Origin of the sequence: Streptomyces sp. NPDC091282 (assembly GCF_044757385.1) — a bacterium.
GTDB classification, from domain to species: Bacteria; Actinomycetota; Actinomycetes; order Streptomycetales; family Streptomycetaceae; genus Streptomyces; species Streptomyces gramineus.
In genome coordinates this window covers 238,396-256,988 of record NZ_JBIVUX010000004.1, presented here as the reverse complement: position 1 = coordinate 256,988, position 18,593 = coordinate 238,396, and the positions used below count along the sequence as shown (strand labels likewise).

The following is an 18,593-nucleotide window of genomic DNA, read 5'->3' as shown; positions in this document are numbered from 1 at the left end:
GCCGGGTGCGGGTGCGTGGGGGCTGGTCGCGCAGTTCCTCCCCCAGCCTTCGGCTGGGGGTACCCCCGGTCGTCGAGGTGGCCGCGGCCGGTTCTACTCTTGGGGCGGCAGAAACGTACAACCCCCCACGAATCAGGAGCCGGCGGATGGATCACAGCGGGCACGGCATGACCATGGACTTGCCGCCGTTCACGCTGGGGCGGGGTCTTGAGTGGTCGGCGGATCCCTTCTTCCTCGTGGCCTGTGTCGCGGGGCTCGCGCTGTACGGCTTTGGTGTGGTGCGGCTGCGGCGGCGCGGGGACGCGTGGTCCGTCGGGCGCACGGTGTCGTTCGTCGCCGGAGTGCTCACCGTCATGCTGGTGATGTGCACCGGGCTGAACGACTACGGGATGGTCATGTTCAGCGTGCACATGGTGCAGCACATGGTCATCAGCATGCTGTCGCCGATCCTGATCCTGCTGGGTGCCCCGGTGACCCTCGCGCTGCGCGCGCTGCCCGTCGCGGGGAAGGGGCGCAAGGGGCCCCGCGAACTGCTGCTGGCGCTGCTGCACAGCCGGTACATGCGGATCATCACCCATCCCGCCTTCACGATCCCGCTGTTCATCGCGAGCCTCTACGCGCTCTACTTCACCCCGCTGTTCGACTTCCTGATGGGATCGAAGGCGGGGCACATCGCGATGATGGTGCACTTCCTGGCCGTCGGCGTGGTCTTCTTCTGGCCGATCATCGGCGTCGACCCGGGACCGCACCGGCCCGGATACCTGATGCGGATGCTGGAGCTGTTCGCGGGCATGCCGTTCCACGCGTTCTTCGGCATCGCGCTGATGATGGGCTCGGAGCCCATGGTCTCGACGTTCGAGCACCCGCCCGCCTCGCTCGGCATCGACGCGCTGTCCGACCAGACCGCGGCCGGCGGCATCGCCTGGGCCTTCAGCGAGGTCCCCTCGGTGCTGGTGCTCATCGCCCTGCTGTTCCAGTGGTACGGCTCCGAGCAGCGTCAGGCCCGCCGCACCGACCGCGCCGCGGACCGGGACGGCGACAAGGAGCTGGAGGCCTACAACGCGTACCTGGCCTCGCTCAACACCCGCGGAACCTGAGGGCCGCCCACACCGTTCTCGCCCGCCCCGTCCCGCCCGGAGCGGAACCGGGGCACCATGGAGGGAGTCGGACCACGAGGAGGGTGTCGCGATGCCCGGTTCTGCGAACGGCTCGAACGGTTCCACCAAGGCGATGGGCGTCCTCACCGTGGGCGGGCTCGTGGTCGTCACGGCCTACACGGTGGCGCTCGGCAGCAACGGCTGGCTCTGGTTCGGGTGGGTGGTGCTGGGCCTGCTGACGCTCGCGATGGTGGTCACCCAGAGCGGCTGACGGGCCGCACGGCTCACTCCGGGGTGAGGCGGGCCGCCGGGTGCACGCCGGGCTGGTACTTGGGCAGCCGTGCGGTGATCCGCATGCCCGCGCCGGGCGCGGTCTCGATGACCAGGCCGTGGTCGTCGCCGTAGACCTGGCGGAGCCGGTCGTCGACGTTGGACAGCCCGATGCCGCCGGACGGACTGGTCTCGCCTGCGAGGATGCGGCGCAGCAGACCGGGGTCCATGCCGGCGCCGTCGTCCTCGATGACGACCAGGGCCTCGGCGCCCTCGTCCTGCGCGGTGATCTGGATGCGGCAGGTCCCGGTCTTGCCCTCCAGGCCGTGTTTGACGGCGTTCTCGACCAGGGGCTGCAGGCAGAGGAAGGGCAGGGTGACCGGGAGCACCTCGGGGGCGATCTGGAGGGTGACGGCGAGGCGGTCGCCGAAGCGGGCCCGGACCAGCGCCAGGTAGTGGTCGATGGCGTGCAGCTCGTCGGCGAGCGTGGTGAAGTCGCCGTGCCTGCGGAACGAGTAGCGGGTGAAGTCGGCGAACTCCAGCAGGAGCTCCCGGGCCCGCTCGGGGTCGGTGCGCACGAACGAGGCGATCACCGCGAGCGAGTTGAAGATGAAGTGCGGGGAGATCTGGGCGCGCAGGGCGCGGATCTCGGCCTCGATGAGCCGGGTCCGGGAGCGGTCCAGGTCGGCCAGTTCCAGCTGGACGCTCACCCAGCGGGCGACCTCGCCCGCGGCGCGGACCAGTACGGCGGACTCGCGCGGGGCGCAGGCGATCAGGGCGCCGTGGACGCGGTCGTCGACGGTGAGGGGCGCGACCACCGCCCAGCGGACGGGGCAGTCGGGATACTCGCAGTGCAGGCGGAAGGCCTCGCCGCGGCCGGACTCCAGTGGTCCGAAGAGGCGTTCGGTGATCTCGGCGCGGTGGTGGTCGCCGACGCCGTCCCAGACCAGCAGGCGCTCGTGGTCGGTGAGGCAGAGGGCGTCGGTGCCGAGCAGGGTGCGCAGCCGGCGGGCGGAGCGGCGGGCGGTCTCCTCGGTCAGGCCCGCGCGCAGCGGGGGCGCGGCCAGGGAGGCGGTGTGCAGGGTCTCGAAGGTGGCGTGCTCGACGGGGGTGCCGAGGCCGCCGAGGCTCTCGGGGCGGGCGGTGCGCCGGCCCAGCCAGAAGCCGGCGGCCAGCAGCGGGAGCACGGCCACCAGGAGGCCGGCCAGGAACCCGGTCACGCCTTCACCTCCGCGCGCAGTTCCTCGGGGAGGTGGAAGCGGGCCAGGATCGCGGCCGTGCCCGGCGGGACCCGGCCCGGCGTCGCCAGCGACACCAGGATCATGGTGAGGAAGCCGAGCGGCACCGACCACAGGGCGGGCCAGGCGAGCAGGGCGTGCAGGTTCCCGGCGCCCGGGAAGTCCGCCATCGTCGCGGCCACCGCGCAGAACGCCGAGCCGCCCCCGACCAGCATCCCGGCGGCGGCGCCTGGCGGGGTCAGGCGCCGCCACCAGATGCCGAGGACCAGCAGCGGGCAGAAGGAGGAGGCGGACACCGCGAAGGCCAGCCCCACGGCGTCCGCGGCCGGCAGCCCGCCGACGAGCACGCTGGCGGCCAGCGGCACCGCCATGGCCAGCACGGTCCCGAGCCGGAAGTGCCGTACGCCGCGCGACGGCAGGACGTCCTGGGTGAGGACGCCGGCGACCGCCATGGTCAGTCCGGAGGCGGTGGACAGGAACGCGGCGAAGGCGCCGCCCGCCACCAGCGCGCCCAGGAGGTCGCCGCCGAGGCCGCCGACGACCCTGCCGGGCAGTAACAGCACGGCCGCGTCGGCGTTGCCGGTGAGGGTGAGTTCGGGGGTGTAGAGCCGGCCGAGGGCGCCGTAGACGGGCGGCAGCAGGTAGAAGAGGCCGATCAGGGCGAGCACGGCGACCGTGGTGCGGCGGGCGGCGACGCCGTGCGGGCTGGTGTAGAAGCGGACGACGACGTGCGGCAGCCCCATGGTGCCGAGGAAGGTGGCGAGGATCAGCCCGTACGTGGCGTACAGCGGGCGTTCCTCGCGGCTCTCGGCGAGCGAGGTGGACATGCCTCCGTTGGTGCCCCGGTCGGTGGCGGGGACCCGGGTGCCCTGGGCGAAGGTCAGCCGGGTGCCGGCGGTGATGCGGTGGGTGCCCTCGGGGAGGGTGACCGGGGCGTCCCGGTGCGGGTGGCCGTCGACGGTGCCGGTGACCGTGACGGTCAGGGGCCGGTCGAGTTTGAGGTCGAGGGTGTTCTGGACGGCGACGGTGCGCTGGTCGCGGAAGGCGGCCGGTTCGTCGAAGGCGTGGGTGGGGGCGCCGGCGTCCTGCCAGGCGAGGACCAGGAAGAGCGCCGGGACCAGCAGGGCGGTGAGTTTCAGCCAGTACTGGAAGGCCTGCACGAAGGTGATGCTGCGCATGCCGCCGGCGGCGACGGTGGCGACCACGACGACGGCCACGATCAGTCCGCCCAGTGCGTCCGGGGCGCCGGTGAGGACCGCGAGAGTCAGTCCGGCGCCCTGGAGCTGGGGCAGCAGGTAGAGCCAGCCGACGCCGACGACGAAGGCTCCGGCCAGCCGCCTGACCGGCTGCGAGGCGAGCCGGGCCTCGGCGAAGTCGGGCAGGGTGTAGGCGCCGGAGCGGCGCAGCGGGGCGGCGACGAAGAGCAGCAGGACCAGATAGCCGGCGGTGTAGCCGACCGGGTACCAGAGCATGTCCGGGCCCTGCACCAGGACGAGTCCCGCGATGCCGAGGAAGGAGGCGGCGGAGAGGTACTCGCCGCTGATCGCGGCCGCGTTGAGGCGGGGTCCGACGGTGCGGGAGGCGACGTAGAAGTCGGACGTGGTCCGGGATATGCGCAGGCCGAAGGCGCCGACCAGGACGGTCGCGACGACCACGAGGGCGACGGCCGGGACGGCGTAGCCGGAGTTCATCCGGCCTCGCCGGGGCGGGGGTTCATCGGTCCTCGACGAGGCGGACGAAGTCCTCCTCGTTGCGTTCGGCGCGCCGCACGTACCAGCGGGCCAGCAGGATCAGCGGGGCGTACAGGCAGAAGCCGAGCACCAGCCACTCCAGGCGGCGGGCCTGCGGTGCGGCCGCGAAGACCAGCGGGAGCGGGCCGACGAGCAGGACGAGGACCGCGAACACGACCAGGGCGACCCGGAGTTGGGAGCGCATGAGGGAGCGGACGTAGGTGTGGCCAAGGGTGGTCTGTTCGTCGATCTCGGTGCGCGGCCGGTAGTAGCCGGGGCTGCGGCGGCTGCGGCGGGGCGGGCCGGTGACGGTGACCCGGCGTTCGGCGGGGTCGGCGGGCACCGTCAGACCCTCCTCATCAGCAGGTCCCGCAGTTCGCGGGTGTGGCGGCGGCTGACCTGGAGTTCCTCGCCGCCGACCAGGACGCTCACGGTGCCGGCGTCCAGGCGGAGTTCGCCGATGTGCCGGAGGGCGACCAGGTGGCGGCGGTGGATGCGGACGAAGCCGCGGGAGCGCCAGCGGTCCTCCAGGGTGGAGAGCGGGATGCGCACGAGGTGGCTGCCGCGCTCGGTGTGCAGGCGGGCGTAGTCGCCCTGGGCCTCGACGTGGGTGATGTCGTCGACGGCCACGAACCGTGTGACGCCGCCGAGTTCGACGGGCAGCTGGTCCGGGTCGGGTTCGTGCACGGGTATCCGCGGTGCGGCACCGCGCAGTTCGGCGACCCGTCGTACCGCCTCCGCCAGGCGTTCCTTGCGCACCGGTTTCAGGACGTAGTCGACCGCCTTGAGGTCGAAGGCCCGCACCGCGAAGTCCTCGTGGGCGGTGACGAACACGACCAGCGGGGGCCGCGCGAAGCCGGTGAGCAGCCGGGCCATCTCCAGTCCGTCCAGACCGGGCATCTGGACGTCCAGGAAGACCACGTCGACGGCCTCGGGACCGTGCGGCCCGGACTCCAGGGCGCGGGTGATGCGGCGCAGCGCCTCGGTGGCGTCGCCCGCGCCCTCGACGCTGCCGATGCGCGGATCGGCGTTCAGGAGGTAGAGGAGTTCCTCCAGCGAGGGGCGTTCGTCGTCGACGGCGAGGGCGCGCAGCATGAACGGAGTGTAGGCGGCGGACCGGGGCCCTGGACATGTACGGGACGCGGCCGTCCGCGTCCCGGGGACCGCCGGATGTGGCGCTCCTGAAGTGCTGCGGGCCGTGGATACAGTGCGGACATGAACAGCGGCACCGCCCCCTTCGACGATCTCGACCGGAAGATCACCACCGCGCTGATGGCGAACGCGCGGACCAGCTTCGCCGAGATCGGCGCGGCCGTCGGGCTCTCCGCGACGGCCGTGAAGCGGCGGGTCGACCGGCTGCGCGAGACCGGCGTGATCACGGGCTTCACGGCCACCGTGACGCCGGCGGCGCTCGGCTGGCGCACCGAGGCGTACGTCGAGGTGTACTGCGAGGGCGCGGCTCCGCCCCGGCGGCTCGCGGAGGTGGTCCGCAACCATCCGGAGATCACCGCGGCCATGACGGTGACCGGCGGCGCGGACGCCCTGCTGCACGTCCGCGCCCGGGACGTGGACCATTTCGAGGAGGTGCTGGAGCGCATCCGGGTGGAGCCGTTCATCCGGAAGACGATCAGTGTGATGGTGCTGTCGCACCTGCTCCCGGAGAGCCCGGAGGCGGGCGCGACCCACGCGGCGCCCCAGGCGCCCGGGGGCGGAGCCGGATAAACGCATCGATGCTGCGTCCGTATGATCGAAGACGCAGCGTTCCTGCGCGGACACGCAACATCCATTGCTTGTCCACCGTATCCGACGCTTTCTACCGTGGTGTCACCCTCGTCGACACCGCACGAAAGCGGAGGAACACCTCTGTGGCCGAAACCCGTGTGCCGCGCGTCCGGCGCTTCCTCGTCTGCGAACCCAGACACTTCGCCGTGCAGTACGCGATCAACCCCTGGATGAACCCCGACACCAGGGTCGACGTCGACCTCGCCCATGAGCAGTGGACCGCCCTCATCGGCGCCTACCGCGCCCACGGCCACACGGTCGACCACCTGGAGCCGGTCGCCGGCCTGCCCGACATGGTCTTCGCCGCGAACTCCGCGGTCGTCGTCGGCGGCCGGGTCTTCGGCTCGCTGTTCCACGCGCCCGAGCGGCGTCCCGAGTCCTCCCACTACGACCTCTGGTTCAAGACCGCCGGCTACGACGTGTACCGGCCCGGCTCGGTGGTGGAGGGCGAGGGCGACCTGGTGTGGACGGGCCGCTACCTGCTCGCCGGCACCGGCTTCCGCACCACCCGGGAGGCGCACCGCGAGGCGCAGGAGTTCTTCGGCCACCCGGTGATCAGCCTGACCCTGGTGGACCCGTACTTCTACCACCTGGACACCGCGCTGTTCGTGCTGGACGACGAGAACGTCTGCTACTACCCCGAGGCCTTTTCCAGCGGCAGCCGCGAGGTGCTCGGCAGGCTCTACCCGGACGCGGTCCTCGCCACCCGCGACGACGCCATGGCCTGGGGACTGAACTCCGTCTCCGACGGCCACCGGGTCTTCATCGCGCCGCAGGCCGAGGTGCTCGCCTCCCGGCTCGCCGACCAGGGCTACGAACCGGTCCCCGTCGACCTGTCGGAGTTCCACAAGGCAGGCGGCGGCATCAAGTGCTGCACCCAGGAAATCCGCTGAGGTCCGAGGAGAGTCAATCGATGACCGCACCCGCCCACGCCCGTACCTCCGCCGAGCTGATCGAGGCCGAGGAGCCGGTCCTCGCGCACAACTACCACCCGCTGCCCGTGGTCGTCGCGCACGCCGAGGGCGCCTGGGTCCAGGACGTCGAGGGCCGCCGCTACCTCGACATGCTGGCCGGCTACTCGGCGCTCAACTTCGGCCACCGCCACCCGGCGCTGATCGAGGCCGCGCACCGCCAGCTGGACCGACTGACCCTCACTTCCCGGGCCTTCCACAACGACCGGCTCGCCGGGTTCGCGGAGCGGCTGGCCGCGCTGACCGGCATGGACATGGTGCTGCCGATGAACACCGGCGCCGAGGCGGTGGAGAGCGGCATCAAGGTGGCCCGCAAGTGGGCCTACGACGTGAAGGGCGTCCCGGCCGACCGGGCCACGATCGTGGTCGCGGCGGACAACTTCCACGGCCGTACGACGACGATCGTCAGCTTCTCCACCGACGAGACCGCCCGTGCGGGCTTCGGCCCGTTCACGCCGGGCTTCCGGATCGTGCCGTACAACGACCTGGCCGCGCTGGAGGCGGCGGTCGACGAGACGACGGCCGCCGTGCTGATCGAGCCGATCCAGGGCGAGGCCGGGGTCGTGATCCCCGACGACGGCTACCTGACCGGGGTCCGGGAGCTGACCCGGCGGGCCGGCTGCCTGTTCGTGGCCGACGAGATCCAGTCCGGCCTCGGCCGTACCGGCCGCACCCTCGCCGTCGACCACGAGGGCGTCGTCCCGGACGTGGTGCTGCTCGGCAAGGCGCTGGGCGGCGGGATCGTGCCGGTGTCGGCGGTGGTGGCCAGGCGCGAGGTGATGAGTGTGCTGCGGCCGGGCGAGCACGGCTCGACGTTCGGCGGCAACCCGCTCGCCGCCGCGGTCGGCACGGCCGTGGTCGAGTTGCTGGAGGGCGGTGAATTCCAGCGCAGGGCGGCCGAGTTGGGCGTGGTGTTGCGGGACGGCCTGACGGAGCTGACCGGCAAGGGCGTGGTCGGGTTCCGCTCCCGCGGGCTGTGGGCGGGCGTCGACGTGGACCCGGCGATCGGCACCGGGCGCGAGATCAGCGAACGCCTGATGCGCGAGGGCGTCCTGGTCAAGGACACGCACGGGTCGACGATCCGGCTGGCTCCGCCGCTGACCGTCACCGCGGACGAACTGCGGTCGGCGCTCGGCGCTCTGGAGAAGGTGCTGGCGGCCTGAGCCGGTGCGGCCGCGCCGTCGGGCGCGGCCGCACCCCGCCCGGTCAGCCCTTGCCGAGGAGCCGGTTCATCTCCTTGATCTCGGCGTTCTGGCCGGTGGCGATGGCACGGGCCAGAGCGGTGGCCGGCCGGTACGCGCCGGCGGACCGTTCGGTGGCGGCCATCTCGACGGCGCCCCGGTGGTGTTCGGCCATCATGGTCAGGAACTTCGTGTCGAAGTCCGGCCCTTCGGCCTTCTTCAGCGCGGTCATGTCCGCGTCGTCCATCATTCCGGTCATCGCGCCGGCCGTCCCGCTGTGGCCGCCGTGGTCCATGCCCGCCATGGGCACGTCCTCGCCCCAGGCCTTCAGCCAGCCGGACATGGTGTCGATCTCCGGGTCCTGGGCCTTCTCGATGCGTGCGGCGAGGTTCTTGACCCGCGGCGACGAGGCCCGGCCCGCGGCGAGTTCCGCCATCTCCAGGGCCTGCCGGTGGTGCGGGATCATGCGCTGCGCGAAGGTCACGTCCTGCGCGTTGTGCGTGTCGACGGCGCCGCCGCCGTGCGGGGCCGCGGCGCCGTCGCCGCCGCCGCACGCGGTGAGGGCGAGGGCGGCGATCGCGGCCAGTGCGCCGAGCGCGGCGCGGGTACGGGTGGTGGTCATGGTCGGTCTCCTGCGATGGGTGGGAAAGGGCACGCGGGAGCACGGCGCGGCGCGGTGCGCCACGGCCGGCTCGGGTACCTCTAGATCCGCAGGAGCTGGAGTTCGGCCAGATCGGGGGGTGCGCGGGCGCCGTCCGGCGGCGTGGCCGGGCGGGAACCGGCCGACCGGGCGGCCGTGGGGCAGGACACCGGGTCCGGGGCCGGGGCGGGAAGCGCCGGTCCGCCGGTCACCGCGGCCGAGGCGCAGGTCGCGTCGGCGTGGTGGGTGTGGTCGCCGCCGTGGCGGCCGTCGTCGCCGGAGCAGTCGTCAGGGGCGGTGAGGGTCGCGGCCGTCTCCATGACCCGGTCGTGGCCGCGGTGCCCGCCGGGGCCCAGGCCGCCGCCGGGTGCCAGCGCGTGCATGGCGAGCAGACCGGCCATCAGGCCCAGCACGAGCAGGGCTCGCCACCGCCGGTGCGGCGGGAGCGGGGCGGGCTGCTCGGTGGGACGCATCGGGATCATCCTATGCGCGGTCCGGGAACCGACCGGAGCGGACACGTCACCCGCGCGGTCACGGGACCGGCACGGTACGACGGCTGTGCTATTCATACCGGGCCCGGCAGACTTCGGCTTGGGTACGACCTGTTGGAGCGAAGGGCGAGCCATGTTCTACCACCTGCTCAAGTACGTCTTCCTGGGGCCGCTGCTCCGGCTGGCGTTCCGGCCCCGGATCGAGGGGCTGGAACACGTGCCCGATTCGGGTCCGGCGATCGTCGCCGGCAACCATCTCTCGTTCGCGGACCACTTCCTGATGCCGGCCGTCCTGAAGCGGCGGATCACCTTCCTCGCCAAGGCCGAGTACTTCACCGGTCCGGGCGTACGGGGCAGGCTGACCGCGTTCTTCTTCCGCAGCGCCGGGCAGATCCCGGTGGACCGGTCGGGCAAGGAGGCCGGGCAGGCGGCGATCCGGGAGGGGCTCGGGGTGCTGGGCAGGGACGAGCTGCTCGGCATCTATCCGGAGGGGACGCGCTCGCACGACGGGCGGCTCTACAAGGGCAAGGTCGGAGTGGCGGTGATGGCGCTGCGGGCCGGGGTGCCGGTGGTCCCCTGCGCGATGATCGGCACCTTCGAGGCGCAGCCGCCCGGGAAGGTCGTCCCGCACATCCACCCCGTGGTGATCCGGTTCGGCGAACCCCTGGAGTTCTCCCGCTACGCCGGGATGGAGAACGAGAAGGCCGTCCTGCGCGCGGTCACCGACGAGATCATGTACGCCATCATGAGCCTGTCGGAGCAGGAGTACGTCGACGAGTACGCGGCCGTGGTCAAGGCCGGGCAGACGGCCGCGCAGGGCACCAAGGAGCGCAGGTTCCCGCGGGCGCCGCTGAGTTGACCCGGCACGGCACAGGGGCGGCGGGAGTGTTCCCGCCGCCCCTCTTCGCCGTTCTCGGCCGGTTACGGCTGCGGCGTGGCGTGCGGCGTGCAGGTGACGTCCGCGCGGTCCACCTTCCCGGTCAGCAGGTAGGTGTCGACACGGCTGTTGATGCACGGGTTGACCAGGCCGGTCACCCCGTGCGAGCCGGCGCCCTGCTCGGTGATCAGGCGCGAGCCCTTGAAGCGCTTGTGCAGTTCGACGGCGCCCGGGTACGGGGTGGCGGCGTCACGGGTGGACTGCACGATCAGCACCGGCGGCAGACCCTTGTGGGTGGTGACGTGCACCGGGGTCCGCTGCTTGACCGGCCAGGTGGCGCAGGGCAGGTTCAGCCATGCGTTGGCCCAGGTCATGAACGGGTACTGCTTGTTGAGCGCGGTGTTGTCGCGGTCCCACTTCTTCCAACTGGTGGGCCACTGGGCGTCGGTGCACTCGACGGCCGTGTAGACGGCGTTGCCGTTCTCCGAGGAGATGTTGCCCGCGGTGTCGGTCAGGTCCGGCGCCGCGGCGTCGACCAGCGCCTGGGTGTCGCCCGCGACGTACTTGGCGAACACGGTCGCGACCGGGACCCAGGAGGAGTCGTAGTACGGCGCGCTCTGGAAGAAGCCGATCAGCTCGGCCGGTCCGACGACCCCGCCGATCGGGTGCGCCTTGGCGGTGGCGCGCAGTTGCAGCCACTTCGCCTGGACGGCGGCCCGGGTGGTGCCCAGGTGGAAGGAGGCGTCGTGCGCGGCGACCCAGTCCTCCCAGTCCTTCCAGCGGCCCTCGAAGGCGATGTCCTGGTCCAGGTTGGCCTGGTACCAGATCTTCTCGCGCGCCGGGTCGACGACGCTGTCCACGATCATCCGGCGGACGTGGCCCGGGAACAGCGTCCCGTACACGGCGCCGAGGTAGGTGCCGTAGGAGACGCCGAGGTAGTTGAGCTTCTTCTCGCCGAGCGCGGCCCGGATGACGTCCAGGTCACGGGCGGTGTTGGCGGTGGTCATCTGCTGGAGCATCGCCCGGCCGGTGCGCTCGGCGCAGCCGTCCGCGTACTCGCGGGCGAGCTTGCGCTGGGCGGTCTTGTCGGCCTCGGTGTCCGGCACCGGGTCGGCCTTGGGCGCCTTCACGAACTCCTGCGGGTCGATGCAGGAGATGGGGGCCGAGTGGCCGACGCCGCGCGGGTCGAAGCCCACGAAGTCGTAGGCCTTGGAGGTGTTGACCCACAGCGGGTTCTTGGTGGTGACGCGCAGCGGGAAGCGCATGCCCGAGCCGCCCGGGCCGCCGGGGTTGTAGACGAGCGCGCCCTGGCGCTCCGCCTTCGTCCCGGTGTTGCCTATCCGGTCGACGGCCAGCTTGATCTGCTTGCCGTAGGGCTTGGCGTAGTCGAGCGGGACGCTGACCCAGCCGCACTGGACCGGCTTCGTCAGGGCCCAGTCGGTCGGGCAGTCGGCCCAGTCGATCCCGGCCTTGGCGGCATGTGCGGCGGCGACGGCCGCGCCCCACTGCTCGCGGTCCTGTCCGTGCCGGGTCTCGGCACCGGACGCGGGGGCCGCGAGCGCACCGGTGATCATGCTCGCGGTGACGAGCACGCCGGCCGCGCCGGACGCGAGTGTCCGGCTCCTCGATCTGAAGTTGTCCCTCAAGTGGGCCCTCCCCGTACGTGGTTACGAATAGTCAGGGGGGATCCTCCCGGCTGTGCGCCACCTGAGAACAGGGTGTGAGAGCCGTCTTTACCAATCCGATAACCGGACGATCACGTCCTGCTGAGCGGATCACGCGCCGAGCTGCTCCAGTGCCTGGTCCAATAGGCGCCGGAGCAGCAGCGCGTCGCCGGCCACCGCGGTCACCAGAGCCGCGGGCCCGGGCAGCGGAGTGAGTGCCGCGCTCTCCCCGAGCATCCGGGCCGTCACCGGCTCGCGCACGAACTCCGGCCGTACGATCACCAGTTGTCCCACGGCTCGGTGTCCCGCCAGGACGGCCGGCCCGTCCCAGCCGCCGGGCGCGCCGGGCCCGCAGGCCAACTCCTGGTCCAGCACGGCCTTTCCGGCGACACGCACGGTGAGCCGGCTGGTGAGCCGGCCCGGCTCCTCCCCCGCCCGTCCGAGCACCTGCTCCTCACGCAGCACCAGCCGTCCGGACGGGTGGACGTCGACCCGCGTGCCGACGTGCAGGTCGCTGCCCTTCGCCGAGATCAACGGCTCCGGGAGCCAGCGCAGTTCGGCACCGTCGGCGACGTCGAGCCGCACGCCGTAGCGGGCCTCGCCCTTCAGCTGTCCCGGCAGGGCGATCGTCGCCGCGGCCGAACCCACGGACAGCCGGGCCCCATTCTCCACCCGGGCGTCGATGCCGAACCGGTCCCCGCCGAGCGGCCCGCTCATCGCGCCGACGACCATCACCCGGGCCTCGGCGCCGCTCGACCGGGTCCGGCGCAGCGCGAGCGGTCCCTCGCCCTCCAGTACGGGGAGGGCGGTGCCGCCGCGGCCGTCGGGCCGGGCGACGATCCGCGCCCGCGCGCGCACCCCGGTGACGGTCACGCCGTCCACGCGGCGAGCCGCTCCCGCACCCACCGGGCCACGTCGGCGACACCGGTCTCGCCGCGCAACGACTGGAAGACGACCGGCAGTTCGGCCCGCTGCGCCTTGGCGTCGGCAGCCATCCGGGCCAGGTCGGACCCCACGTACGGCGCCAGGTCGGTCTTGTTGACGATCAGCAGGTCGGCGGTGGTGACGCCGGGACCGCCCTTGCGCGGGATGTCGTCGCCCCCGGCCACGTCGATCACGAAGATCTGCGCGTCCACCAGCCCCTTGGAGAAGGTGGCCGTGAGGTTGTCCCCGCCGGACTCGACGAGGACGAGGTCGAGCGGCCCGGTCTCGTCCTCCAGGTCTTCCACCGCTTCGAGGTTGGCGGAGATGTCGTCCCGGATGGCGGTGTGCGGGCAGGCGCCCGTCTCGACGGCGGTGATCCGCTCGGGCGGCAGCACCGCCTCCCGCAGCAGGAACTCGGCGTCCTCACGGGTGTAGATGTCGTTGGTGACGACGGCGAGCGACAGTTCGTCGCGCAGGGCCCGGCACAGGGCGGCGACGGTGGCGGTCTTGCCGGACCCCACGGGCCCGCCGAGCCCGATCCGCAGGGCCCGCCGTGATCCGTCGGGACGGCGGGCGTCCGCGCCGACGGCGGCGGGGCCGTGGTGGTGATCGTGGTCGAGATGCATGTACGGCTCCCTTGTACAGTGGTCTTGTCAACGGCCCGTCCGGCGGCCCGCGGTACTACGACGCGAACAGCCGTACGGCCCAGGCGGCGTGCCACTCCGCGCCGATCTCCAGCAACGGCGCGGAAGCGGCGGGCAGTGCGTCGGTCCCGCCTCCCGCGGCCGCCGCGCGCGCGGCCTCCACCGCCCGGTCGACCGTCCGGTCCACCTCGGGTGCCAGCCGGGCCAGCACACCGGTGGCCTCGAACGGGTCCAGGCTCAGCAGCCGTACGACCGCCGTGGCCGGTCCGCTCACGGACTCGTAGGCGGCGCAGTGGGCCGCGTCCTCGGCCGACAGTCCGGCGGCGGCGGCCACCGTCCCCAGCACCACCGGCTGATGGGCCCCCTTGGGGAACTCCGCGGCCAGGGCGTCGAGTTCGGCGGCCGGCCAGGTGGCACGGGCGGCCCGCAGCAGCTGCCGTCCGAGTCTGCGAGCGGCGTTCCGGAGCGCGGGCGACGGCGTCCGCGCGTCCGCCGCCGCGTCCAGCTCCGCCACCGTGCAGCCGAGCACGGCGGCCGCCGCGAGCGCGGCCGCCACCAGCCCCGCGGTGTGCAGCCGCCCGCGGCAGAACTCCTCCAGACCCGCCGCTCCGGTGATCCGCCCGGCCTTGACGGCCGCCTCCGCACCGCCGGAGTGCGCGTGTCCTCCGGCCGGGAAGCGGCCGTCGGCCAGAATCAGCAACGCTGCCCGAGACATCGCAGACACCGCCCCTCAGAAGAGGAAGTAGCGCTGGGCCATGGGCAGTTCGGCGGCCGGGGCCGCCTCGACCAGCTCGCCGTCGACGTACACGGCGAAGCTGTCGGGGTCGACCCGCACCTGCGGACGCGCGTCGTTCTCGCGCATGTCCGCCTTGGTCACCCCGCGCGTCGAGTCGATGGCGACGAACCGCTTGCCGAGCTGCAGCCGTTCCGGCAGCCCGTCCTCGACGGCCAGCGGGGCGACGAAGTTGAAGGAGTTGGCGGCCGGTGCCCGTCCGATCGCCCCGTACATGGGGCGCGGCAGGATCGGCTGGGGTGTCGGGATCGAGGCGTTGGCGTCGCCCATCTGCGCGTACGCGATCTGGCCGCCCTTGAGGACGAGATGCGGCTTGACCCCGAAGAACGCGGGCTCCCACAGCACCAGGTCGGCGAGTTTGCCGCTCTCGACGGACCCGATCTCACGGGCGAGCCCCTGGGCGAGTGCCGGGTTGATCGTGTACTTGGCGACGTAGCGCCGTACCCGGTGGTTGTCGGCCCGTCCGTCGCCCGCCAGCGCGCCGCGCCGTCGCTTCATGACGTGCGCGGTCTGCCAGGTCCGCAGGATCACCTCGCCGACGCGCCCCATGGCCTGCGCGTCGGAGGAGATGATGGAGATCGCGCCGAGGTCGTGCAGGACGTCCTCGGCGCCGATGGTGGAGGGACGGATCCGGGACTCGGCGAAGGCCAGGTCCTCCGGGACCGCCGGATTGAGGTGGTGGCACACCATCAGCATGTCGAGGTGTTCCTCGGCGGTGTTCACGGTGTACGGCCGGGTCGGATTCGTCGAGCTGGGCAGGACGTGCGGCTCGGAGACGACCGTCATGATGTCCGGTGCGTGCCCGCCCCCGGCGCCCTCGGTGTGGTACGCGTGGATGCCGCGTCCGCCGATCGCCGCGAGGGTGTCGCCGACGAACCCGGCCTCGTTCAGGGTGTCGGTGTGGATGGCCACCTGGATGCCGGTGCGGTCGGCGACGGTCAGTGCCGCATCGATGACGGCCGGGGTGGAGCCCCAGTCCTCGTGCAGCTTCAGCCCGAGGGCCCCGCCGCGGATCTGGGAGAGCATCGCCTCGTGCGAGACGGTGTTGCCCTTGCCGAGGAAGCCGATGTTGAGCGGGTACTGCTCCATCGCCTCCAGCATCCGGGCCAGGTGCCACGGCCCCGGGGTCACGGTGGTGGCCTTGGACCCTTCGGCCGGGCCGGTGCCGCCGCCGACGAGCGTGGTGATTCCCGCGGCCAGCGCCTCGTCGGCGATCTGCGGGCAGATGAAATGGACGTGCGCGTCGATGCCGCCGGCGGTCAGGATCCGTCCGTTGCCGGCGATGACCTCCGTCTCGGGGCCTATCACCAGCTCCGGGTGGACCCCGTCCATGGTGTCGGGGTTGCCGGCCTTGCCGATGCCGGTGATCCGGCCGTCGCGGATGCCGACGTCGGCCTTGACGACGCCCCAGTGGTCGATGATCACCGCTCCGGTGACGATCGTGTCGGGGGTGCCGTCCGCCCGGGTGGCGCGCGACTGGCCCATGGACTCGCGGATGACCTTGCCGCCGCCGAAGACGGCCTCGTCGCCGGCGAGCCCCGGCCCTCCGCAGCGGTCCTCCTCGATCTCCACGACCAGGTCGGTGTCGGCGAGCCGGATCCGGTCGCCGGCGGTCGGTCCGAACAGGTCGGCGTAGGCGGCGCGGGAGATCTCAGGCATCGAGGGCACCTCCGGTCTCCCCGCGCAGCCCGGGGACGACACGGGCCCCGGTGAGGGGAACGAGTCCGACGTCGACGGGGATGCCGGGCTCGAAGCGGACGGCGGTGCCCGCGGCGATGTTCAGCCGCTTTCCGCGCGCGGCGCTCCGGTCGAACTCCAGGCCGGGGTTGGCCTCGGCGAAGTGGTAGTGGGAGCCGACCTGGACGGGCCGGTCGGCGGTGTTGAGGACGGTCATCCGGGTGACGTCGCGGCCCTCGTTGTACACGATGGGCCCGTCGGCGAAGAGGATCTCTCCGGGAATCATCGGCGGCCCCCTCAGACGATCGGGTCGTGGACGGTGACGAGCTTCGTACCGTCCGGGAAGGTCGCCTCGACCTGGACGTCGTGGATCATCTCGGGGATGCCGTCCATGACGTCGTCCCTGGTCAGGAGCTTGCGTCCGGAAGCCATGAGTTCGGCGACGGTACGGCCGTCCCGTGCGCCCTCGAGGATGTGCGACGTGATGAGAGCGATCGTCTCGGGGTGGTTCAGCCGCAGTCCGCGGGCCCGGCGCTTCTCGGCCACGTCGGCCGCCACGTGGATCAGCAGCCTCTCTTGCTCGTGCGGGGTCAGTTGCACGTCCCACCTCACAGTCCTCGCTCCGGACCGTGCGGGGTCCGGTTGCCGCAGCCACCGCGACAGATCGGGCGGACCCGATCCGGACAGGAAAACCCCTGGTGGCGTGGATCGGCAGGCTAGTTTGCCGGAGTTTCGAGGACGTTAACCGGACCTTGATCATCTGATGACCGGCGCATGGGGGTGCGCACCGGCGCGGGGCGCGGTCTGCGCCGAACGGGTCCTGTCGCTTCTCACCGCCGCCCTCGCGCCCGTACGGGTGAACAGCGCGCCGCGCCGGGCGCCGTGCGCACATGCGCCGGCCCTCGCGCGGACACTCCGCGCGAGGGCCGGTGGCATGACAGGGGTTCAGGAACCGGCGGCGCCCCGGTGTTCGGCCGCGATGCCGAAGTGGCCGCGCTCCGGACGGGCGGCGGCGGCCTCGCGGACCGTGGAGACCGCGCTGGCGACCTGGCCCTCGGTGGCCTCCGGCAGCCCTTCGAGGCGTTCGAGGTCGGCGGCGGAGACGAGCGCGACCAGGGGCTTGCCGTGCCGCGTCACGACGACGCGCTCACCGCCGTACACCACCCGGTTGATCAGGTCGGCGAGCTCGGCCCTGGCTTGCGTCACCGGAATCTCGTAGGACATGCCCTCAGCTTACGGCGGACCCCGGGCGGCACATCTTGTTCGGCGACAGCGGAATCCCGGTCCGGCACCCTCCCGGAGTTCTGTACGTCCTGTACGTTTCTTACCGAGACTTCGGCCGCTGAGACAGCTCAGCCGCGAGGAGGGGTACGTCATGACCCGACCGTCCGCCCGCCACGTCCTGCCCGAGTTCACCGAACGCACCGGCGCCGGGCAGCGCACCCTGGACCCGTACGCCAAGCTGCTGGAGGAACGGATCGTCCTTCTGGGCGCACCCGTCGACGAGATCTCGGCCAACGACGTCATGGCCCAGTTCATGTACCTGGAACACGCGGCCCCGGACCGGGACATCTCGCTGTACATCAACTCCCCCGGCGGCTCGTTCAGCGCCATGACCGCGATCTACGACACCGTCCAGTACGTCACCTGCGACGTGGAGACGATCTGCCTGGGACAGGCCGGGGCGTCGGCCGCGGTGCTGCTCGCGGCCGGCACCCCGGGCAAGCGGTACGCGCTGCCGGGCGCGCGCGTCGTGCTCCAGCAGCCGTCGCTGCCGGAACCGGTGCAGGGCCGGCCGAGTGATCTGGTCATCCGGGCGGCGGAGTTGGAGCGGACACGCGCGCTCCTGGAGGAGATGCTCGTCCGGCACACCGGACGGACACCGGACCGGGTCCACCGGGATCTGGAGCGGGACCTGGTGCTGGACGCGCAGGAGGCGCTGGCCTACGGGCTGGTGGACCGGATCGTGCCCGGCCGCAGGCGCTCGCCCGGCCAGGACGCGGGGTGAGCGGGGGATGCCGCCTCCCGAACTGCCGCCGCTGCCCGCGCTGACCCGCGCCGAGGGCGAGCTGATCGACCGGTACCTGGACGTGGTCGACCTGCTGGGCCGTATCAACCCGGCGCAGAACGAGGACACCTACCGCGGGCTGCGCGCCGCGCAGGCGCTGGTGCGCGCGGCGGCCGAGCTGCGCGACGCCCTCGCCCTGATGCACCGGCGGGGCGAGACGGAGCTCCACGGGGACACGCTGGCACGGGCCTTGCGGGTGCTCGACGGCGAGCGCCGGACCGCGCGCGTCGCACTCCCGCCCGACTGCGTACCGTGATGCCCGCCGACGTCCGGTGGGACGCGTCCGCCCTCCGGCCGGGGCCGAGTTGAAACGACCCAGTGGAGTTACGGCTGTTCGGCCGAGTGCGGCGTGGTTTTACCTGACCGCCGGGGCCGCTCAAGATGCGCGCACGGAGGGGCTCTCGGAGGGCTTCGGTGCAGGTCCGGGGCTACGTACGGCAGTTGACTGGTATTCGAACACACCCCTGTCCACCCGAACGGGTGGGTGGTGAGTAACCCCACAAATCCCCGATTCCGTTGGGATTTTCGGACACGCGTAAGTGAAGA

22 protein-coding genes are annotated in these 18,593 nt (G+C 72.4%); 8 read left to right on the top strand and 14 right to left on the bottom strand.

Annotated features, from left to right (window positions below; translation table 11 throughout):
- The first annotated feature begins 146 nt into the window (after positions 1–146).
- Both ACIQOE_RS20185 and ACIQOE_RS20180 read left to right on the top strand, forming a co-directional pair.
- Positions 147–1,097 carry a cytochrome c oxidase assembly protein gene (locus ACIQOE_RS20185; protein WP_401412747.1) on the top strand — a complete coding sequence of 317 codons (951 nt, stop codon included), beginning with the start codon at positions 147–149 and terminating at the stop codon, positions 1,095–1,097.
- Positions 1,098–1,188: 91 nt separating this feature from the next.
- Positions 1,189–1,368: a hypothetical protein gene (locus ACIQOE_RS20180; RefSeq protein ID WP_351326529.1), complete on the top strand. Its 180-nt coding sequence runs from the start codon at positions 1,189–1,191 to the stop codon at positions 1,366–1,368.
- Positions 1,369–1,381: 13 nt separating this feature from the next.
- Here ACIQOE_RS20180 and ACIQOE_RS20175 read toward each other — a convergent pair whose 3' ends face one another.
- The 4 genes from ACIQOE_RS20175 to ACIQOE_RS20160 are packed head-to-tail and all read right to left on the bottom strand — an operon-like array spanning position 1,382 to position 5,430.
- On the bottom strand, positions 1,382–2,587 hold the full coding sequence (locus ACIQOE_RS20175; protein WP_362642031.1) for a histidine kinase: 1,206 nt from the start codon (positions 2,585–2,587) through the stop codon (positions 1,382–1,384).
- Positions 2,584–4,296: a cation acetate symporter gene (locus ACIQOE_RS20170; protein ID WP_365553741.1), complete on the bottom strand. Its 1,713-nt coding sequence runs from the start codon at positions 4,294–4,296 to the stop codon at positions 2,584–2,586. The genes ACIQOE_RS20175 and ACIQOE_RS20170 overlap by 4 nt, the downstream gene beginning before the upstream one ends.
- A 22-nt stretch (positions 4,297–4,318) precedes the next feature.
- Positions 4,319–4,678, bottom strand: coding sequence for a hypothetical protein (locus tag ACIQOE_RS20165; RefSeq protein WP_351933315.1), 360 nt, complete (start codon positions 4,676–4,678; stop codon positions 4,319–4,321).
- Positions 4,679–4,680: 2 nt separating this feature from the next.
- A complete protein-coding gene (locus ACIQOE_RS20160) occupies positions 4,681–5,430 on the bottom strand; it encodes a LytTR family DNA-binding domain-containing protein (protein ID WP_351326537.1) in 750 nt (249 codons plus the stop codon).
- A 120-nt stretch (positions 5,431–5,550) separates the two neighbouring features.
- Between ACIQOE_RS20160 and ACIQOE_RS20155 the strand changes: the two genes are divergently transcribed.
- The 3 genes from ACIQOE_RS20155 (at position 5,551) to rocD (ending at position 8,251) form a co-directional block, all read left to right on the top strand.
- Entirely contained in the window at positions 5,551–6,057 is a 507-nt protein-coding gene (locus ACIQOE_RS20155; RefSeq protein WP_351326539.1) for an Lrp/AsnC family transcriptional regulator, read from the top strand.
- Between the two features lie 68 nt (positions 6,058–6,125).
- Complete coding sequence (gene ddaH, locus ACIQOE_RS20150; protein ID WP_351326541.1) at positions 6,126–7,010, top strand: dimethylargininase; 885 nt, start codon at positions 6,126–6,128, stop codon at positions 7,008–7,010.
- A gap of 20 nt (positions 7,011–7,030) precedes the next feature.
- Positions 7,031–8,251 (top strand): ornithine--oxo-acid transaminase, encoded by a 1,221-nt coding sequence (gene rocD, locus ACIQOE_RS20145; protein ID WP_401412743.1) that lies wholly within the window; start codon positions 7,031–7,033, stop codon positions 8,249–8,251.
- A gap of 43 nt (positions 8,252–8,294) precedes the next feature.
- On the opposite strand, the gene ACIQOE_RS20140 is transcribed toward rocD, so the two are convergent.
- Both ACIQOE_RS20140 and ACIQOE_RS20135 read right to left on the bottom strand, forming a co-directional pair.
- Positions 8,295–8,891: a DUF305 domain-containing protein gene (locus tag ACIQOE_RS20140; RefSeq protein ID WP_401412741.1), complete on the bottom strand. Its 597-nt coding sequence runs from the start codon at positions 8,889–8,891 to the stop codon at positions 8,295–8,297.
- An 80-nt stretch (positions 8,892–8,971) separates the two neighbouring features.
- The gene (locus ACIQOE_RS20135; protein WP_351326547.1) at positions 8,972–9,382 is read right to left on the bottom strand and encodes a DUF6153 family protein; all 411 of its coding nucleotides are present in this window, start codon (positions 9,380–9,382) and stop codon (positions 8,972–8,974) included.
- Between the two features lie 151 nt (positions 9,383–9,533).
- Here ACIQOE_RS20135 and ACIQOE_RS20130 point away from each other — a divergent pair, with 151 nt between their 5' ends.
- Entirely contained in the window at positions 9,534–10,259 is a 726-nt protein-coding gene (locus ACIQOE_RS20130) for a lysophospholipid acyltransferase family protein (RefSeq protein ID WP_351326548.1), read from the top strand.
- A 62-nt stretch (positions 10,260–10,321) separates the two neighbouring features.
- Here ACIQOE_RS20130 and ACIQOE_RS20125 read toward each other — a convergent pair whose 3' ends face one another.
- From ACIQOE_RS20125 to ACIQOE_RS20090, 8 genes are all read right to left on the bottom strand, one after another.
- Entirely contained in the window at positions 10,322–11,851 is a 1,530-nt protein-coding gene (locus ACIQOE_RS20125; RefSeq protein ID WP_401413397.1) for an alpha/beta hydrolase, read from the bottom strand.
- Between the two features lie 201 nt (positions 11,852–12,052).
- On the bottom strand, positions 12,053–12,814 hold the full coding sequence (locus ACIQOE_RS20120) for an urease accessory protein UreD (RefSeq protein ID WP_401413395.1): 762 nt from the start codon (positions 12,812–12,814) through the stop codon (positions 12,053–12,055).
- Entirely contained in the window at positions 12,811–13,491 is a 681-nt protein-coding gene (ureG, locus tag ACIQOE_RS20115; protein WP_351326552.1) for an urease accessory protein UreG, read from the bottom strand. The genes ACIQOE_RS20120 and ureG overlap by 4 nt, the downstream gene beginning before the upstream one ends.
- Positions 13,492–13,546: 55 nt before the next feature.
- A complete protein-coding gene (locus tag ACIQOE_RS20110; protein WP_365553727.1) occupies positions 13,547–14,224 on the bottom strand; it encodes an urease accessory UreF family protein in 678 nt (225 codons plus the stop codon).
- A 15-nt stretch (positions 14,225–14,239) separates the two neighbouring features.
- Entirely contained in the window at positions 14,240–15,961 is a 1,722-nt protein-coding gene (locus tag ACIQOE_RS20105; RefSeq protein WP_351326556.1) for an urease subunit alpha, read from the bottom strand.
- On the bottom strand, positions 15,954–16,265 hold the full coding sequence (locus ACIQOE_RS20100) for an urease subunit beta (protein ID WP_365553722.1): 312 nt from the start codon (positions 16,263–16,265) through the stop codon (positions 15,954–15,956). The genes ACIQOE_RS20105 and ACIQOE_RS20100 overlap by 8 nt, the downstream gene beginning before the upstream one ends.
- Before the next feature lie 11 nt (positions 16,266–16,276).
- Positions 16,277–16,579: an urease subunit gamma gene (locus ACIQOE_RS20095; protein WP_351326560.1), complete on the bottom strand. Its 303-nt coding sequence runs from the start codon at positions 16,577–16,579 to the stop codon at positions 16,277–16,279.
- 345 nt (positions 16,580–16,924) lie between these two features.
- Positions 16,925–17,203: a type II toxin-antitoxin system Phd/YefM family antitoxin gene (locus ACIQOE_RS20090; protein WP_351326561.1), complete on the bottom strand. Its 279-nt coding sequence runs from the start codon at positions 17,201–17,203 to the stop codon at positions 16,925–16,927.
- Between the two features lie 151 nt (positions 17,204–17,354).
- Here ACIQOE_RS20090 and ACIQOE_RS20085 point away from each other — a divergent pair, with 151 nt between their 5' ends.
- Together ACIQOE_RS20085 and ACIQOE_RS20080 are read left to right on the top strand one after the other, a co-directional pair.
- Positions 17,355–17,987 (top strand): ATP-dependent Clp protease proteolytic subunit, encoded by a 633-nt coding sequence (locus ACIQOE_RS20085; RefSeq protein WP_365553718.1) that lies wholly within the window; start codon positions 17,355–17,357, stop codon positions 17,985–17,987.
- Positions 17,988–17,994: 7 nt separating this feature from the next.
- Positions 17,995–18,303 (top strand): hypothetical protein, encoded by a 309-nt coding sequence (locus ACIQOE_RS20080; RefSeq protein ID WP_362642047.1) that lies wholly within the window; start codon positions 17,995–17,997, stop codon positions 18,301–18,303.
- Positions 18,304–18,593: the final 290 nt, after the last annotated feature.

Excerpts from the sequence above, each read along its gene's own strand:
- ACIQOE_RS20185 (WP_401412747.1), top strand. The coding sequence starts at position 147 with ATGGATCACAGCGGGCACGGCATGACCATGGACTTGCCGCCGTTCACG.
- ACIQOE_RS20180 (WP_351326529.1), top strand. The coding sequence starts at position 1,189 with ATGCCCGGTTCTGCGAACGGCTCGAACGGTTCCACCAAGGCGATGGGC.
- ACIQOE_RS20170 (WP_365553741.1), bottom strand. The coding sequence starts at position 4,296 with ATGAACTCCGGCTACGCCGTCCCGGCCGTCGCCCTCGTGGTCGTCGCG.
- ACIQOE_RS20160 (WP_351326537.1), bottom strand. The coding sequence starts at position 5,430 with ATGCTGCGCGCCCTCGCCGTCGACGACGAACGCCCCTCGCTGGAGGAA.
- ACIQOE_RS20155 (WP_351326539.1), top strand. The coding sequence starts at position 5,551 with ATGAACAGCGGCACCGCCCCCTTCGACGATCTCGACCGGAAGATCACC.
- rocD (WP_401412743.1), top strand. The coding sequence starts at position 7,031 with ATGACCGCACCCGCCCACGCCCGTACCTCCGCCGAGCTGATCGAGGCC.
- ACIQOE_RS20140 (WP_401412741.1), bottom strand. The coding sequence starts at position 8,891 with ATGACCACCACCCGTACCCGCGCCGCGCTCGGCGCACTGGCCGCGATC.
- ACIQOE_RS20135 (WP_351326547.1), bottom strand. The coding sequence starts at position 9,382 with ATGCGTCCCACCGAGCAGCCCGCCCCGCTCCCGCCGCACCGGCGGTGG.
- ACIQOE_RS20130 (WP_351326548.1), top strand. The coding sequence starts at position 9,534 with ATGTTCTACCACCTGCTCAAGTACGTCTTCCTGGGGCCGCTGCTCCGG.
- ACIQOE_RS20125 (WP_401413397.1), bottom strand. The coding sequence starts at position 11,851 with ATGATCACCGGTGCGCTCGCGGCCCCCGCGTCCGGTGCCGAGACCCGG.
- ureG (WP_351326552.1), bottom strand. The coding sequence starts at position 13,491 with ATGCATCTCGACCACGATCACCACCACGGCCCCGCCGCCGTCGGCGCG.
- ACIQOE_RS20110 (WP_365553727.1), bottom strand. The coding sequence starts at position 14,224 with ATGTCTCGGGCAGCGTTGCTGATTCTGGCCGACGGCCGCTTCCCGGCC.
- ACIQOE_RS20105 (WP_351326556.1), bottom strand. The coding sequence starts at position 15,961 with ATGCCTGAGATCTCCCGCGCCGCCTACGCCGACCTGTTCGGACCGACC.
- ACIQOE_RS20100 (WP_365553722.1), bottom strand. The coding sequence starts at position 16,265 with ATGATTCCCGGAGAGATCCTCTTCGCCGACGGGCCCATCGTGTACAAC.
- ACIQOE_RS20090 (WP_351326561.1), bottom strand. The coding sequence starts at position 17,203 with ATGTCCTACGAGATTCCGGTGACGCAAGCCAGGGCCGAGCTCGCCGAC.
- ACIQOE_RS20085 (WP_365553718.1), top strand. The coding sequence starts at position 17,355 with ATGACCCGACCGTCCGCCCGCCACGTCCTGCCCGAGTTCACCGAACGC.
- ACIQOE_RS20080 (WP_362642047.1), top strand. The coding sequence starts at position 17,995 with ATGCCGCCTCCCGAACTGCCGCCGCTGCCCGCGCTGACCCGCGCCGAG.